Annotated in this window: 15 protein-coding genes; 13 read left to right on the top strand and 2 right to left on the bottom strand. The window is 65.6% G+C overall.

What is annotated here, in order from left to right; all coding sequences use genetic code 11:
* Window positions 1-5: 5 nt before the first annotated feature.
* The 6 genes from tldD to F3K02_RS00415 all read left to right on the top strand — a co-directional run bounded on the left by tldD (window position 6) and on the right by F3K02_RS00415 (window position 6,908).
* Window positions 6-1,466 (top strand): metalloprotease TldD, encoded by a 1,461-nt coding sequence (gene tldD, locus F3K02_RS00440; RefSeq protein ID WP_177132109.1) that lies wholly within the window; start codon window positions 6-8, stop codon window positions 1,464-1,466.
* 157 nt (window positions 1,467-1,623) lie between these two features.
* Entirely contained in the window at window positions 1,624-2,496 is an 873-nt protein-coding gene (locus tag F3K02_RS00435) for a chromate resistance protein ChrB domain-containing protein (RefSeq protein ID WP_177132104.1), read from the top strand.
* On the top strand, window positions 2,493-3,857 hold the full coding sequence (gene chrA, locus F3K02_RS00430; protein ID WP_177132101.1) for a chromate efflux transporter: 1,365 nt from the start codon (window positions 2,493-2,495) through the stop codon (window positions 3,855-3,857). The genes F3K02_RS00435 and chrA overlap by 4 nt, the downstream gene beginning before the upstream one ends.
* Window positions 3,858-4,096: 239 nt before the next feature.
* On the top strand, window positions 4,097-5,230 hold the full coding sequence (locus F3K02_RS00425) for a 3-deoxy-7-phosphoheptulonate synthase (protein ID WP_177132098.1): 1,134 nt from the start codon (window positions 4,097-4,099) through the stop codon (window positions 5,228-5,230).
* A 221-nt stretch (window positions 5,231-5,451) separates the two neighbouring features.
* Window positions 5,452-6,507: a hypothetical protein gene (locus F3K02_RS00420; protein ID WP_218179314.1), complete on the top strand. Its 1,056-nt coding sequence runs from the start codon at window positions 5,452-5,454 to the stop codon at window positions 6,505-6,507.
* 80 nt (window positions 6,508-6,587) lie between these two features.
* Window positions 6,588-6,908: a hypothetical protein gene (locus tag F3K02_RS00415; protein ID WP_177132091.1), complete on the top strand. Its 321-nt coding sequence runs from the start codon at window positions 6,588-6,590 to the stop codon at window positions 6,906-6,908.
* Window positions 6,909-6,922: 14 nt separating this feature from the next.
* Here the strand turns inward: F3K02_RS00415 and mpl are convergent, their stop codons facing one another.
* Complete coding sequence (gene mpl, locus F3K02_RS00410; RefSeq protein ID WP_177132088.1) at window positions 6,923-8,413, bottom strand: UDP-N-acetylmuramate:L-alanyl-gamma-D-glutamyl-meso-diaminopimelate ligase; 1,491 nt, start codon at window positions 8,411-8,413, stop codon at window positions 6,923-6,925.
* A gap of 90 nt (window positions 8,414-8,503) precedes the next feature.
* On the opposite strand from mpl, the gene F3K02_RS00405 reads away from it, so the two are divergent.
* From F3K02_RS00405 to F3K02_RS00375, 7 genes are all read left to right on the top strand, one after another.
* A complete protein-coding gene (locus F3K02_RS00405; RefSeq protein ID WP_177132747.1) occupies window positions 8,504-9,121 on the top strand; it encodes a hypothetical protein in 618 nt (205 codons plus the stop codon).
* On the top strand, window positions 9,118-9,645 hold the full coding sequence (locus tag F3K02_RS00400; protein ID WP_177132085.1) for a TlpA disulfide reductase family protein: 528 nt from the start codon (window positions 9,118-9,120) through the stop codon (window positions 9,643-9,645). The genes F3K02_RS00405 and F3K02_RS00400 overlap by 4 nt, the downstream gene beginning before the upstream one ends.
* Window positions 9,646-9,923: 278 nt before the next feature.
* Window positions 9,924-10,388 (top strand): acetyl-CoA carboxylase biotin carboxyl carrier protein, encoded by a 465-nt coding sequence (gene accB, locus F3K02_RS00395; RefSeq protein ID WP_177132082.1) that lies wholly within the window; start codon window positions 9,924-9,926, stop codon window positions 10,386-10,388.
* Window positions 10,389-10,399: 11 nt separating this feature from the next.
* Window positions 10,400-11,749 carry an acetyl-CoA carboxylase biotin carboxylase subunit gene (gene accC, locus F3K02_RS00390; RefSeq protein WP_177132079.1) on the top strand — a complete coding sequence of 450 codons (1,350 nt, stop codon included), beginning with the start codon at window positions 10,400-10,402 and terminating at the stop codon, window positions 11,747-11,749.
* Window positions 11,750-11,893: 144 nt separating this feature from the next.
* On the top strand, window positions 11,894-12,778 hold the full coding sequence (gene prmA, locus F3K02_RS00385; protein WP_177132745.1) for a 50S ribosomal protein L11 methyltransferase: 885 nt from the start codon (window positions 11,894-11,896) through the stop codon (window positions 12,776-12,778).
* 82 nt (window positions 12,779-12,860) lie between these two features.
* Window positions 12,861-14,207 (top strand): DUF3426 domain-containing protein, encoded by a 1,347-nt coding sequence (locus tag F3K02_RS00380; protein WP_177132743.1) that lies wholly within the window; start codon window positions 12,861-12,863, stop codon window positions 14,205-14,207.
* A 17-nt stretch (window positions 14,208-14,224) separates the two neighbouring features.
* A complete protein-coding gene (locus F3K02_RS00375; protein ID WP_177132076.1) occupies window positions 14,225-15,112 on the top strand; it encodes a carbohydrate kinase family protein in 888 nt (295 codons plus the stop codon).
* 71 nt (window positions 15,113-15,183) lie between these two features.
* On the opposite strand, the gene F3K02_RS00370 is transcribed toward F3K02_RS00375, so the two are convergent.
* Window positions 15,184-15,732 carry a histone gene (locus F3K02_RS00370; protein ID WP_177132073.1) on the bottom strand — a complete coding sequence of 183 codons (549 nt, stop codon included), beginning with the start codon at window positions 15,730-15,732 and terminating at the stop codon, window positions 15,184-15,186.
* Window positions 15,733-15,913 lie beyond the last annotated feature (181 nt).

Here is a 15,913-nt window from a genome sequence, read left to right as displayed (position 1 = left end):
GCCCCATGATTGCACGCGAACCCACCTTGGCCCGTTTGTCCAGCGCCCAGAGCCTCTTGCTCGATCCCTTTGGTTTGACCCCCTCCCATTTGCAGCGCGCACTGGGCGAAATCATGTCGCGTGGCGCGGACGACGCCGACCTCTATTTCCAGACCACGCGCAGCGAGGGCTGGAGCCTGGAAGAGGGCATCGTCAAGACCGGCAGCTTCAGCATCGACCAGGGCGTGGGCGTGCGAGCCGTCAGTGGTGAAAAGACCGCTTTCGCCTATTCCGACGACCTTTCCTGGGCCTCGTTGCTGGATGCGGCGCACACCGTGCGCACGATCACGGCCCAGGGCCAGGATCGCAAGGTGCGCACGCCGGCCACCAAGGTGGCGAAATCGCGTTCGCTCTACCCCGGTCTGGATCCGATCGGCACGCTTGACAGCACCGCCAAGGTTGCGCTGCTGGAAAAAGTGGAAAAACTTGCCAAGGCCAAGGACCCGCGCGTGGTGCAGGTCATGGCGGGCCTGGCGGCCGAGCACGACGTGGTGCTGGTGGCGCGTGCCGACGGCACCATGGCCGCCGACGTGCGCCCGCTGATCCGCCTGTCGGTCACCGTGATCGCCGAACAGAAGGGCCGGCGCGAAGTCGGTTCTTCGGGTGGGGGTGGCCGTTTCGGTCTGGCGTATTTTGACGACGCCATGGTCCAGTCTTACGTGGACGAAGCCGTGGACGCAGCGCTCACCAACCTCGACGCGCGGCCCGCGCCCGCGGGTGAAATGACCGTGGTGCTGGGTTCGGGCTGGCCGGGTGTGCTGCTGCACGAAGCGGTGGGCCACGGGCTCGAAGGCGACTTCAACCGCAAGGGCTCCAGCGCGTTTGCCGGCCGTGTCGGCCAGCGCGTGGCGGCCAAGGGCGTGACCGTGCTCGATGACGGCACCATGGCCGACCGCCGCGGCTCGCTCAACGTGGACGACGAAGGCTGCCCGACACAGAAAAACGTGCTGATCGAAGACGGCATCCTGCGCGGCTACATCCAGGACGCGATGAACGCGCGCCTGATGGGCCTGAAGCCCACCGGCAATGGTCGGCGCGAGAGCTACGCCCATGTGCCCATGCCGCGCATGACCAACACCTACATGCTGGGAGGCGACAAGAGCCCCGAAGAAATCGTGGCCAGCATCAAGAAGGGCCTGTACGCCACCAACTTCGGCGGCGGTCAGGTCGACATCACCAGCGGCAAGTTCGTGTTCTCCGCCAGCCAGGCCTACTGGGTGGAAAACGGCCAGATCCAGTACCCGGTCAAGGGCGCCACGCTGGTCGGCAGCGGCCCCGAATCGCTCAAGAAGATCAGCATGATCGGCAACGACATGCGGCTGGACAGCGGCGTGGGCACCTGCGGCAAGGAAGGCCAGAGCGTGCCAGTGGGCGTGGGCCAGCCCACCTTGCGCATCGACGGGTTGACGGTCGGCGGCACCGCCTGAACCTGCGGAGGCTGGGCGGGTTCCCAGCCTGCCTCGCTGGCCCCGCTGCGGCCGCTTTGATATCATTTGTCCATCGGGAAAACAGCCTCCCGAGTTCCTTGCGGAATAGACGGTTTTCGTCCAAGTGCTGGCCACCACCTGATGTGGAGTGCCAACCATGGAAACCGTCGACACAAATCCCTCACACGCTGTCAGCCCTGCCGCGTTGGCGGCGCTGCTCGGGCAACCCGACACCCCCTTGATTCTCGACGTGCGGCGCCCAGAACGCTTCGCACAGAACCTGTACCGGCTGCCGCTGTCCCAGCATGTGGCTCCGGATGCGCTGGCCGGCTGGATGCGGCACAGAACGCCACAGGCCGTGGTGCTGTATTGCGTGTACGGCCACGAAGTCAGCCAGAACGCCGCGGCGTGGTTGCGCGCTGCGGGCTGGGACGCGCGCTACCTGCTGGGGGGCATCGAAGGCGGAGAGCCCGGGGTGGATGCCCCGGACCTGCTGGCCAGCTGGCAAGCCACGCCAGCACCGCGGCTGCGCCAGCGCCCGGATCTGGGCGTCACCGGCGTTGGCCGTTCGCGCTGGATCACGCGCGAGCGCCCCAAGATCGACCGCATCGCCTGCCCCTGGCTGGTGCGCCGCTTCATTGACCGCGAGGCCGAGTTCTTGTTTGTACCCACGGGCCAGGTGCTGGAGCAGGCCGGGCACCTGAACGCCATCGCCTTCGACCTGCCCGGTGCGCCCATTTCGCACGAGGGCGAACACTGCAGCTTCGACAGTTTGCTGGGCGCGTTTGGCCTGGAGTTGCCGGCGCTTCAACGCCTGGCCCACATCGTGCGCGGGGCCGACACCGACCGGCTGGACCTGGCCGCTCCCGCAGCGGGCTTGCTGGCGGTGTCACTGGGCATGTCGCGCCGCCACGCCGACAACGACCACGCCCTGCTGGCGGCCATGATGCCGGTGTACGACGCGCTCTTCGCCTGGTACTGCGATCAACTGGGCGGCAACGCAGAAACCCACAGCTGGAGACCGGCATGAACACCGCGCGCACCGTGAATTTCCGGGAGGCCTTGCGCTTCTGGTTCAAGCTGGGCTTCATCAGTTTTGGCGGGCCTGCGGGGCAGATCGCCGTCATGCACCGCGAGCTGGTGGAGGAAAAGCGCTGGATCAGCGAGCAGCGGTTCCTGCACGCGCTCAACTATTGCATGCTGCTGCCCGGGCCGGAGGCGCAGCAGCTCGCCACCTACATCGGCTGGCTGCTGCACCGCAGCTGGGGTGGTGTGGTGGCCGGCGTGCTGTTCGTGTTGCCCTCGCTGCTGATCCTGATCGGCCTGAGCTGGGTCTATGTGGTGTACGGCCAGGTGGCCTGGGTGGCGGGCCTGCTCTACGGCATCAAGCCGGCGGTGGCGGCGCTGGTGCTGCAGGCGGTGCACCGCATGGGCGGCAAGACGCTGCGGCACCCCCGGTACGCACCGCTGCTGTGGACCATTGCAGTGAGCAGCTTTGTGGCCATTGCGGTGTTTTCGGTGCCCTTTCCGGCCGTGGTGCTGGCGGCGCTGGCGCTGGGCTGGCTGGGAGGGCGCTGGGTGCCGGCGCAGTTTGCGCGCGCCGGCAGCGGGCACACCGCCGCCGTGACCGATGGCGTCCATGTGCCGGCGGTCATCGACGACCACACACCCACCCCGGCCCATGCGCGCTTCAGCCGTGCGCGGCTGGTCCGCGTGTTGCTGACCGGGGCGGCTCTGTGGGCGCTGCCCATGGGCCTGCTGGTGGCCTGGCAAGGCTGGAGCGGCACGTTGGCTGCCATGGGCTGGTTTTTCACCAAGGCGGCGCTGCTGACCTTCGGCGGCGCCTATGCGGTGTTGCCTTATGTGTACCAAGGTGCGGTGGTGGAGCATGGCTGGTTGCTCGGGCCGCAGATGATCGACGGTCTGGCGCTGGGTGAAACCACACCGGGGCCGCTCATCATGGTGGTGGCCTTCGTGGGCTTTCTGGGCGGCTGGGGCCAGCAGGTGCTGGGGCCGGACGCGCTGTTCCTCGGCGCAGCGCTGGCTGCGGTGGTGGTCACCTGGTTCACCTTTCTACCTTCGTTCGTCTTCATCCTGGCGGGTGGCCCGCTGGTGGAGCGCACGCACGGCAGGCTGCATTTCACCGCGCCGCTGACCGCGATCACCGCGGCCGTGGTGGGTGTGATCGCCAGCCTGGCGCTGTTCTTCCTGGCCCATGTGGCCTATCCGGCGGGCGTCGCCGCGAACGGCTGGATGCGACCGGACTGGGTGGCGCTGGTTCTGGTCGCGGTGGCTGCGTTGGCGCTGATCCGGTTCCAGCAGGGAGTGATCCGCGTCATCGTCGCCTGTGCGTTGATGGGTTGGGCGTTGCGTGGCGTCGTCTGGGCCTGAAGTTGGCGGCGGGGTGTAAGACGCTTGTCAAGCCGCCTGTGCTACATTCCAAACTTATGCAACAGCGCTTCGCCTTCGGCTTTTATTTTTGGTTCTCAGTCCCCGGCGGACGAGAGGCGAAGCTGTAAGCGCATCACCGAATCTCGACAAAACCGCCGGAGCCACAAGCCCGGCGGTTTTTTTTGGCCCCTGTTTTTCTTCTTCCGTTTTCTCCGCAACCCCCACCGAGGAGCTCCCTGATGACCGCCAAAGCCACCCCCGCCAGAGCCGATGCCTGGCATTCGCGTCCCGCCGACAAGACCAGTCAGACCGACGACGAACGCATCAAGGACATCACCGTGCTCCCGCCTCCCGAACACCTGATCCGCTTTTTCCCCATCGGCGGCACGCCGGTGGAGGCACTCATCAGCCAGACGCGAAAATCCATTCACAACATGCTGCACGGGCAGGACGACCGCCTGCTGGTGGTGATCGGCCCGTGCTCGATCCACGACCCGGCCGCTGCGCTGGACTACGCGCGCCGCCTCAAACCGCTGCGCGAGAAGTACGCCGACACGCTGGAGATCGTGATGCGCGTGTATTTCGAAAAGCCACGCACCACGGTGGGCTGGAAGGGGCTGATCAACGACCCCTACCTGGACCAGAGCTTCCGCATCGACGAAGGCCTGCGCATCGCGCGCCAGTTGCTGATCGAGATCAACCGCCTGGGCCTGCCCGCCGGCAGCGAGTTCCTCGACGTGATCTCACCGCAGTACATCGGTGACCTCATCAGCTGGGGCGCCATCGGCGCGCGCACCACCGAGAGCCAGGTGCACCGCGAACTGGCCTCGGGCCTGTCGGCACCGATCGGCTTCAAGAACGGCACCGACGGCAACATCCGCATCGCGACCGACGCGATCCAGGCCGCCGCGCGTGGCCACCACTTCCTCTCGGTGCACAAGAACGGCCAGGTCGCCATCGTGCAGACCAACGGCAACAAGGACTGCCACGTGATCCTGCGCGGCGGCAAGTCCCCGAACTACGACGCCGGCCACGTGGCCGCTGCGGTCAAGGAGCTTGAAGCCGCCAAGTTGGCTCCTCGCCTGATGGTGGACTGCAGCCACGCCAACAGCAGCAAACAGCACGAAAAGCAACTCGATGTGGCGCGCGATATCGCGGCACAGATCGCAGGCGGCTCGCGCAGCGTGTTCGGCGTGATGATCGAAAGCCATATTGAACCGGGCGCACAGAAATTCACCCCCGGCAAAGACGATGTCAGCAAGCTGGTCTACGGTCAGAGCATCACCGACGCCTGCCTGGGCTGGGCCGACTCGCTGGAGGCGCTGGAGGTGCTTTCTGCGGCCGTGCAGGGTGCGCGCCAGCTGAAGCCTTGATGTCGAATGGGGGTGCGGCTGTGGTGCCCCGTGTGGGTCAAGTCCTGTATCGAATCGGGCAGAACCGTGACGTTTGCACGCCAGGGCACGTTGTCGCGGTTCAGGACCCTTGATATTCTGGCCTTCGTGCCGATAGGAAAAGCGGTAGAACTTTCTGGCGTCCGCGTGCTTCACGGACAGGGAGGCCAGAGTTGTCGGGAGTTGGAGTGGAGCAACCGGTATTGCGTCTGGGACTGTTGGGGTTTGCCGATCCGGCGGGGCTGAGGCTGCAAGCCTGGGCCGCCCAGGTGCATGAAGGCTGGCCGCAGTGGCGAAGCTGCGACCCCCATCTGGCCGACGCCTGGATGATCAATGGCGCGTCGGTCGACGTGCTGGGTCGGGACGAGGTGGTCATCCGCCACCCGTTCGGGAGTGGCGAGCGCCTGACGCTCAACCGCGCCGAGGTGGATCGACCGCTCGCCTTCGCCACGCCCTTGCCCGAGGGTTTTGCGTCGGCCGAGTTTTTCGAGGCGGACGACGAACTCAGCGTGCGCCAGCGCCTGCAGCGTTTTGAAGCCTGGCTGCGGCCGCTGCGCAGCCAGTTTGCACTCGGGGCCGAGGTGGTGAAGCGCAACGGGCTCTACAAAGGCGTGGTGCACATCGTGCACGAAGGCAAGCTGCTGGCGGTGATCGATTTCGAGCGCTGGCAGGCTGGTTTGCTGATCCCGGCCCGTCCGGTGGATCTGGCCATGGCCGAGTGGGTGCAACACCCCGGGTTGTCGCGCGAGATTCCTTCGTCCTTCATCCGGTTGCCGTTGCACCGGGTCATGTGGACCTACGCCGTGCGCACGCGCCTGGATGTGTTGCCGGAGCGTTACCGCGAAAAGACGGTTTATTTGCGGCGGGTGCCGCATGTACCGGCGCGCTGGTTTGACGAGGTGCACCTGCTCCTCATGCGCGAGCTGCTGGTGACCCCGACCGGTTTTGACCGGTTGCGCGAGCGCACCGGCGTCGAAGCGTCCGAGCTGGCGCACCATCTGGCGGTGCTCTACCACGCGGGTGGTCTGACCACGGACGCCGACAGCGCGCGCCGGGCTGAGCCCGCTGCGCGGCGCGCGATGACGGCGCTGCAGTTTGACCAGGGCGATCACGAGAGCGACCTGCGTTCGCGCGTGGGACTGACCGAGCAGATGCCACCCTCCAGCATCCTGCGCGAGGCACCGCACTCGCCCTTGCGCGTCTCGACCGCGTCCGTTGCGCCCGGTGATGAGTCGCCACCTTCTCCCGTGCGCTCCTGACAGGGGCGGTTGCTGGTCAGTCCTGACGCGCCAAGGCACAATCAGGTTCTGACCAAGATCCACACCGAGGAGTTGTCCGTATGCGCAGCCAAGTCACCGTGACCTGGGGTGAAACATCCACCTACCGCTTTGACCTGGAGGAGGTGCAGCCCATGCCGCACGACCAGGCCCGATCCTGGCTCGACGAACAGTTCACCACGCTGGGGTGTGAGCCGATCCGCCTGACCGGCAAGGTGCTGACGGCCGACAAGGTGTTGTGTGTGGCGCAGGCCGCGGGGGAAGAGCACTTTCGCGAAGCGGCCCACCGCGAATGGGCCATGACATTCGCCCGTGCCACCAGCGCCGCCCTGGCCAAGCCGGTGGTGTCTGTGGATCTGGTGACGCAGTCGCTCGGCTACTGACGCGCCACGCCGTTTCAGGCCGTCCCGAGGGCTGACAGCAGGCGGGCGTGGATGCCTCCAAAGCCTCCATTGCTCATGCAGACCACGTGGTCACCGTCGCGTGCGGCGGCCACCACTTGCGCCACCAGTTCATCGATGGAGCGGGCCACCTGGGCGCGTTCACCCATGGGTTGAAGGGCTTCCACTGCATCCCAGTCAAGGCCGCCGGCGTGGCAGAACGCCAGATCGGCCGAATGCAGGCTCCAGGGCAGTTGTGACTTCATGGTGCCCAGCTTCATGGTGTTGCTGCGCGGCTCGAACACCGCGAGGATGCGACCGCCCGATGTGAGCTTCTGATCCAGGCGGCGCCTCAGGCCGTCCAGCGTGGTGCGAATGGCGGTCGGGTGATGGGCAAAATCGTCGTACACCGTGATGGCGCCGCCCGGTCGGGCGACGGTGCCTCGCACCTCCATGCGGCGGCGCACATTCTCGAAGCGACCCAGTGCATGGGCTGCGGCGTCCGGCGCAACGCCCACATGCTGTGCCGCCGCGATGGCGGCGAGTGCGTTGAGCTGGTTGTGCACGCCGGTGAGCGCCCATTCCACCCGGGCCACGGTTTGACCCCGCTCCAGCACATCAAAGGCGTGGGGTTCGCCCACGGCGGTGAAGTCGCTGACCGCGGCGCCAAAGCTGCGCACCTCGCTCCACAGGCCCTGGTGCAGCACCCGGTCCAGGCTTTCTTCGAGTCCATTGACCACCACCCGGCCCGAACCCGGCACCGTGCGCACCAGGTGATGGAACTGGCGCTCGATGGCCTTGAGGTCGTCGAAGATGTCCGCGTGGTCGAATTCAAGGTTGTTCAGGATGGCCGTGCGCGGGCGGTAGTGCACGAACTTGCTGCGCTTGTCGAAGAACGCGGTGTCGTATTCGTCGGCTTCGATGACGAATGTGGGCCCCCACGCTCCGCCGCTGCGCGGGTCGCTGCCCCCCCAGGGGGCTGTATTGCCTTGGGGCGGCCCGGCGGCAAAACGGGCACTGCCGGCCACCGATTGGCCCAAACGCGCCGAGACGCCAAAGTTCATTGGCACACCACCGACCAGAAAGCCCGGTTTCAGGCCGTTGGCTTCCAGGATCCAGGTCAGCATGGCCGTGGTGGTGGTCTTTCCGTGGGTGCCGGCCACCGCCAGCACATGACGACCTTGCAACACGTGTTCGGCCAGCCATTGCGGACCGCTGGTGTACGCGGCGCCAGCGTCCAGGATGGCCTCCATCAGCGGGAACTTCGGGCTTCCATCGGGCAGGCGTCCCCGGCTCACCACGTTGCCGACCACGAACATGTCGGGCGCCAGCGCCATCTGGTCGGCACCAAAGCCTTCGATCAGGTCGATGCCCAGCGCCTGGAGCTGGTCGCTCATGGGGGGGTAGACGCCGGCGTCACAGCCGGTGACGCGGTGGCCGGCCTCGCGGGCGAGCGCGGCCAGACCGCCCATGAACGTGCCACAAATGCCCAGGATATGAATATGCATCGTGTGATTCTAGGGGGACCAACCCTGCTGGCCGGCAGACCAAAGCTGTCCTTGGCGGCATGGGCGCGGGCCAGCAGGCAAAATGCCCCGATGCAAGTTGATCGGACCGGTCCCACCGCAGAAATTGCCGCCGTGGCTGCGCGCCTCGTGGTGGAAGAAGGGCTCGAATACGCGACGGCCAAGCGCCTTGCCGGCAAGCAGCTCGGCTTGTCATCGCGCGGGCTCTGGCCCGACAACGCGACGCTGGACGCAGCGGTGCGCGAGCACATCGCCATTTTTTGCGCCGAAACCCAGGCGATCGAGTTGCAGGTGTTGCGGCGGGAGGCCCTGGTCTGGCTGGACCGGCTGGCGGATTTCAGGCCGCATTTGAGCGGCGCTGTCTGGCACGGCACCGCGACCCGGCACAGCGACATCCATATCCAGCTGTTCTGCGACGATCCCAAGGCGGCCGAATGGGCCTTGCTCGATCGCCGGGTGGATTACCGCCCCGGCACGGTCATGGGCTGGCGCGGCGAGCCGGTGGATGTGTTGACCTTGCGCGTGCGCTGTGAGGAACTGGGGCAATGGGTGCTGATCCATCTTCTGGTGCACGACCTGGACGATCTGCGTGGGGCGCTCAAACCGGACGGACAGGGCCGCAAGCCGCGAGGAGACGCGCAGGCCTTGCGCGATTTGATGACCCAGGGAACCGAGGAAAATTCCGCATGAGCATGAATCGACGGACAGCGTGGATGTTGGGCGTGGCGGCGGCCGCAGGCGCCGCCGGGGCCGGGCTGGCGCTGTGGCGTCACCAGCCGCAGCCGGTGTTGTCCGACGCCGAGGCCGAGTTCTGGGCTTCGCGTTTCGAAGACCCCGACGGCCAGCCGCTGGCGCTGGAGCGCTTTCGCGGTCAGCCTTTGCTGGTGAACTTCTGGGCCACCTGGTGTCCGCCCTGCGTCGAGGAATTGCCGATGCTCAACGCGTTCTACCGCGCGCACCAGGCGCGGGGATGGCAGGTGGTGGGACTGGCCGTCGACCAGCTGCCTGCGGTGCGCAGCTTCCTTCAGAAATTGCCGCTGGCGTTTCCGGTGGGCATGGTTGGCTTTGCCGGCACCGAGCTCAGCCGTGTCCTGGGCAATCCCGGTGGTGGCCTGCCCTACACCGTCGTGTTCGATCGATCGGGCGTGGTGCTGCATCAAAAGGTGGGCAAAGTCAGCCAGACCGATCTGGATTTGTGGGCGCAACTCGCTTGACAGATGGCGCGGGACGGGGATACTTCCGCTCCAAAAAACGGGCACACATGCCGTTGGTCATGACGGCTCAAATCTGGCGGAAAAAGGGATAAAGTCCCATAAATTGCCGCGAAACGGTCGTTTCTTCAGTTTGTTCATGGTGTCATGCGCCTGCGTTCCATGAGGTCTGGAATGGGTCGCTTCGTGTACACTGCGGCACCCCATTTGGCCAGCTGCATGCATGTTCAAGGAACTTGAGTGCAAATGGTTGGATTTGACAGATTTTCGTTGGAGTAATCATGGATCTGAGAAAACTGAAGACACTGATTGACCTGGTGTCCGAGTCGAACGTGTCCGAGCTGGAAATCACGGAGGCCGAAGGCAAGGTTCGCATCGTCAAGAGCGCGCCGGTCGGCATGCACGCCCCGGTGACCTACACCATGGCCCCGGCGGTTCCGGCGCCCTCCGTGGCAGCAACGCCGGCGGTCGAGGTGGCGGCAGCGCCCGCCATCGTGTCGGCCGAGCCTGCCGGGCACACCGTCAAATCACCCATGGTCGGCACCTTCTACCGCTCGTCCAGCCCCGGCGCCAAGGCCTTTGTTGAAGTCGGCGACACGATCAAGGAAGGCGAGACCATCTGCATCGTCGAGGCGATGAAGATCCTCAACGAGATTGAGGCCGACAAGAGTGGCACCGTCAAGCAGATCCTGGTGGACAACGGGCAGGCGGTCGAATACGGCCAGCCCCTGTTTGTCATCGAATAAGCGGTCGGCCCATGTTCAAAAAAATCCTGATCGCCAACCGGGGTGAAATTGCCTTGCGGGTCCAGCGCGCTTGCCGTGAGATGGGCATCAAGGCGGTGATGGTCTATTCCGAAGCCGATCGCGATGCCAAGTATGTGCGCCTGGCGGATGAGTCGGTCTGTATCGGGCCGGCGGCGTCGGGGCAGAGCTATCTCAGCATGCCCGCGATCATCTCCGCGGCCGAAGTGACCGACGCTGAAGCCATTCACCCCGGCTACGGATTCCTGTCGGAGAACGCCGATTTCGCCGAGCGGGTCGAGCAGAGCGGGTTCACCTTCATCGGTCCGTCGCCCGAGTCGATTCGCCTGATGGGCGACAAGGTGTCGGCCAAACAGGCCATGATCCGCGCCGGCGTGCCTTGCGTGCCCGGTTCGGACGGCGCCTTGCCCGATGATCCGGTCATCATCAAGCGCACCGCCAAGGCGGTGGGCTACCCGGTCATCATCAAGGCGGCGGGTGGTGGTGGCGGTCGTGGCATGCGCGTCGTGCACACCGAGGCGGCGCTGCTGCACGCGGTGCAGACCACCAAGGCCGAAGCCGGGGCCGCTTTCGGCAACCCCGAGGTGTACATGGAGAAGTTTCTCCAGAACCCGCGCCACATCGAGATCCAGGTGATGGCGGACACGCACCGCAACGCGGTGTACCTCGGCGAGCGCGACTGTTCCATGCAGCGGCGCCACCAGAAGGTGATCGAAGAAGCGCCGGCGCCCGGCATTCCCCGTCGACTGATCGAGAAGATTGGTGAGCGCTGCGCGGCCGCCTGCAAGAAGATCGGCTACCGGGGTGCGGGCACCTTCGAGTTCCTGTTTGAAAACGGTGAGTTCTATTTCATCGAGATGAACACCCGCGTGCAGGTGGAACACCCGGTGACCGAGTGGATCACGGGCGTGGACATCGTGCGCACCCAGATTGCGGTGGCGGCTGGCGAGAAGCTGCCGTTCACACAGCGCCAGATCCAGTTGCGCGGCCACGCCATCGAGGTCCGGATCAACGCCGAAGACGCCTACAAGTTCACGCCCTCGCCGGGCCGCATCACCACCTGGCACATGCCCGGAGGGCCGGGGGTGCGTGTCGACTCGCACGCCTACGCCAACTACTTCGTGCCGCCGAACTACGACTCCATGATCGGCAAGATCATCGTGCACGGCGACACGCGTGAGCAGGCCTTGGCGCGCATGCGCACAGCGCTGGCCGAAACCGTGATCGAAGGCATCAAGACCAACATCCCGCTGCACCGCGAGCTGATGGTCGACGCCAGTTTTGTGACCGGTGGCACCAACATCCACTACCTTGAAGAGTGGTTGTCCCAGCGTGAGAGGTAAGCCTCTCCCCCGAACGGCCTTCGGCGCCTTCCCCTCAGGGGGAACACCTGCGGCCCGGCAAAGCCGGTTCCGCGGTGTGCTCGGGAAGTCTCTCCTCATTTGTTGAGTTTTCGTTGACTGTTCGAAATTCACCCCATGTCCTCCCTGTATGAGTTGGTCTTGCTGGCCCCTGAAGCCGCGGTAGAGATGGTCAGCGACGCGTTGGTGGCGCTGGACGCCTTGAGCGTCTCGGTGGAGGACGCCGATGCCCTGACGCCGTCCGAGCAGGCGCTGTTTGGCGAGCCGGGCATGCCGGCGCCCAAGGCTGGCTGGAACCGCTCACGCGTGGTGGCGCTGTTCCAGACCGAAGCCGAAGCGCGCGAAGCGGCGGCGTTGTTGATCGTGCAGGATTTTTTTGAAGGTTGTGAGGTGCTGGGTGTGCAGGCCGTGGTCGAGCAGGATTGGGTTCGTCTGACCCAGTCGCAGTTCGACCCGGTGGAGATCACGCCCACCTTCTGGATCGTGCCGAGCTGGCACGAACCGCCCGCCGCGGCGCAGCAGGTGATCCGGCTCGATCCGGGCCTGGCGTTCGGCACCGGGACCCACCCGACCACGCGCATGTGTCTGCGCTGGACAGCGCAACAGGGTGCGCAGGGGCAGCGGGTGCTCGATTACGGTTGTGGTTCGGGCATCCTGGCCATCGGTGCGGCCAAGCACGGGGCGCGCGAGATCGACGCGGTCGACATCGACCCCGCGGCGGTCGAAGCCACGCGGCTCAACGCCGCGGCCAATCACGCCCAGCTGAATGCGGGTCTGCCCGACCGGGCACTGGGCGAATACGACCTGGTGCTGGCCAACATCCTGGCCACGCCGCTGAAGGTGCTGGCGCCGCTGCTTTGCAGCCATGTGCGCGCCGGTGGGCACCTGGTGCTGGCCGGCATTCTGGCGCGGCAGGCCGATGAACTGAGGGAGGCCTATGCGCCCTGGGTGACTCTGTCCGTCAGCGACGAAGAGGACGGTTGGATCCTGATGACCGCGGTCAAGGCCTGACACCTTGACGCGTCGCAATGACTGATGCCTGCGTCGCGGCCGGCGGGCCGGTCGGGCACTGCCGGCCTGCAATAATCTTGGCATGAGTTTCACCACCCGTTGTCCGGCTTGCGGAACGATGTTCAAGGTCGTGCCCGACCAGTTGAAGATCTCCGACGGCTGGGTGCGTTGTGGCCATTGCGCTGACGTGTTCGACGCCACGCTGTACCTGCAGACCTGGGAGGCGCCAGCACCCGAACCCCAGCCGGTACCCGCGGCCGCCCCCGCAGCGGCACTCGAATCACCCGCAGGGCACCCGTCCGGCATGGCGCCAGCCTCGGTGCCATCGGAGACGGCGAACGCTCTCCCGAGCCAGGAGTCGTTGACCCCCGCCATCGAAGAGGCCATCCCGCAAGCCACGGGGGTCTGGGATCCCAGCGCCGCGGTCATCGAGGATGCCAACGAACTGTCCGGTCAAACGCCGCAAAACGGGTGGCTGGCTTCGTCCGATATCGACGACGGTGACTGGCTTCTCGCGCCGCCAGCAGAAGAATGGTCGCCGCAGCGGGAAGCACAAGATGCTGCCGACTGGCAGGCACTGCAGGCCCCCGTCGACCCACCGTTTGAGTCGCCCTTCGCGCCGCTGGAGGCCGTGCGCGCGCTGGCTGAATCCGGGCCACTGGACTTCGAAGGCCAGCTGGAGCTGGCCAACCAGCCGGAGTCGCCGGCGGTGGCGAGCCGGGATGACAGTGCGGACTTTCAGGCGGAACTGAAGCGGTTCGCTGCCGCAGCGGCCGGCGCTTCCCGGGCCGTTGAGGCCGAAGTCAAAACGGCACCGCCACCACCTGCACCTGCACCTGCTCCTCCGTCTGTGCCGTTGCCCCAACCCGAAAGGGTCTCGCTGGAAGATGATCCGGCTGTGCAGGAAGTCGAGCCCGGTTTTGTGCTGCAGGCCCGGCGACAGGCCTTCTGGCGTTCCCCGGGCATGCGCGCGGCGCTGCTGTTGCTGGCGGTGACTTTGACGGCGTTGCTTGCGGCGCAGTGGGCTGTGCAGGAGCGCGATCAACTCGCCGCCCGGCAACCTTCTCTGGTACCCCTGCTGAACCTGTTGTGCAAACCCTCGGGGTGTGTGCTGCAGGCACCACGGAACATCGAAGCGGTGGTCATCGACAGCTCGACCCTGGTCCGTCGTCTGGGCAACTTCTACTCTTTCGACCTGGTTCTCAAGAACAGCGCTTCCACACCGGTGGCCATGCCGGCTCTGGAACTCAGTCTCACAGACACGACCGACGCCGTGATTGCGCGCCGTGTCTTTCTTGCGGAAGAGTTGCCCGGTGCGCCGGTGGTCTTGCCCGCCCAGGGCACGCAGGCGGTGAGCCTGCGTCTCTCGCTCGCCGAAGGCGGGGCGAGCGCCATGACCGGTTACCGTGCACTCGTTTTTTATCCCTGAACCCTCCCACTCCCACCATGTCCATCCTCATCTGCGGCTCGCTCGCCTTCGACACCATCATGACGTTTGAGGGCCGCTTCGCCGAGCAGATCCTGCCCAGCCAGTTGCACATCCTGAACGTTTCCTTCCTGGTGCCGGGCCTGCGGCGCGAATACGGTGGCTGTGCTGGCAACATCGCCTATGGCCTGAGGCAGCTGGGCTCACCAGCGGTGCCGCTGGCCATAGTGGGCAACGACGCGCAAGACTACCTGGGTCGACTGCAAGGGCTGGGCGTGGACACGCGTTTCATCGGCACGACCTCGGACAACTACACCGCCCAGGCCATGATCATGACCGACCGTGACAACAACCAGATCACGGCCTTTCACCCGGGCGCGATGTCCGAGGCCCATGCGAACGCGGTGCCGACCGATGCCGCCATTCAGCTGGCCATCGTCTCGCCCGATGGTCGCGACGCCATGTTGCAGCACGCGCAGCAGCTGCACGCCGCGGGCATCCCTTTCGTGTTCGATCCGGGGCAGGGTCTGCCCATGTTCAACGGCGAAGAGCTGACGCAGTTCATCGAGCTCGCCACCTGGGTCACTGTGAACGATTACGAGGGCAAGATGCTCAGCGACCGCACCGGTCTGAGCTTTGAGGCCATCGCGGCACGGGTCAAGGGGTTGATCGTCACCCTCGGCGAGCACGGGTGTGAGGTCTGGGAGCAGGGTGGCAAGACCCTGGTGCCCGGCGTGAAGGCGGCCGAGGTGCTCGACCCCACGGGGTGCGGTGATGCCTTCCGCGCGGCATTGCTGCACGGTCTGGCACAAGGCTGGTCGCTGCCGCGCTGTGCCGAGCTGGGCAACCGCATCGGCTCGGCCAAGATCGCCAGCCGCGGTGGACAGAACTACACGCTGGCGGACTGATCGCCGCGCGCCACAAATGAAAAAGCCCGGCGCTTTCACGCCGGGCTTGTCAAGTCATCGCAAGGACGACTTCAGGGCTTGCTGGACGTCGGGAACGGCCAGGCAGCCTGAGGGTTCAGCTTGGTTTGAGCTGCTGGTGCCGCAGGGGCTGCCGGCTTCTTGGCCGGCTCAGCTTTTTTTGCGGGGGCTGCCTTTTTCACGACGGCTTTTTTGGCCGGTGCAGCTTTCTTGGCCGGAGCGGCCTTCTTCGCTGGGGCTGCCTTTTTCACGACGGCTTTTTTAGCCGGTGCAGCTTTCTTGGCCGGAGCGGCCTTCTTCGCTGGGGCTGCCTTTTTCACGACGGCTTTTTTGGCCGGTGCAGCTTTCTTGGCCGGAGCGGCCTTCTTCGCTGGGGCTGCCTTTTTCACGACGGCTTTTTTGGCCGGTGCAGCTTTCTTGGCCGGAGCGGCCTTCTTCGCTGGGGCTGCCTTCTTCACGACGGCTTTTTTGGCCGGTGCAGCTTTCTTGGCCGGGGCGGCCTTCTTCACGACGGCTTTCTTGGCCGGAGCGGCCTTTTTAGCCGGAGCGGCTTTCGTTGCCGGAGCGGCCTTTTTGGCCGGGGCTTTTTTCGCAGTTGCCATTGTTTTCTCCTTGATCAAGTTGCAAAGAGCACTTCAGTCGGTCTTTGTGCCGATGAAGTGATTCAAGGCCCTGGGGTCGTGCGGATGCATCCACGGCTGACCCCAAGGCGTTGAATCCTGTGACAAAACCCTGACCCCAACGCCAGGGCGCAGGGAGCAGGGTTCTGAATGTTCAAAAAAC

Source organism: Hydrogenophaga aromaticivorans, from assembly GCF_013387465.1.
GTDB lineage: Bacteria > Pseudomonadota > Gammaproteobacteria > Burkholderiales > Burkholderiaceae_C > Hydrogenophaga > Hydrogenophaga aromaticivorans.
Note: the sequence above shows the minus strand (reverse complement) of the source record. Positions and strands in the feature narration are given on the sequence as shown.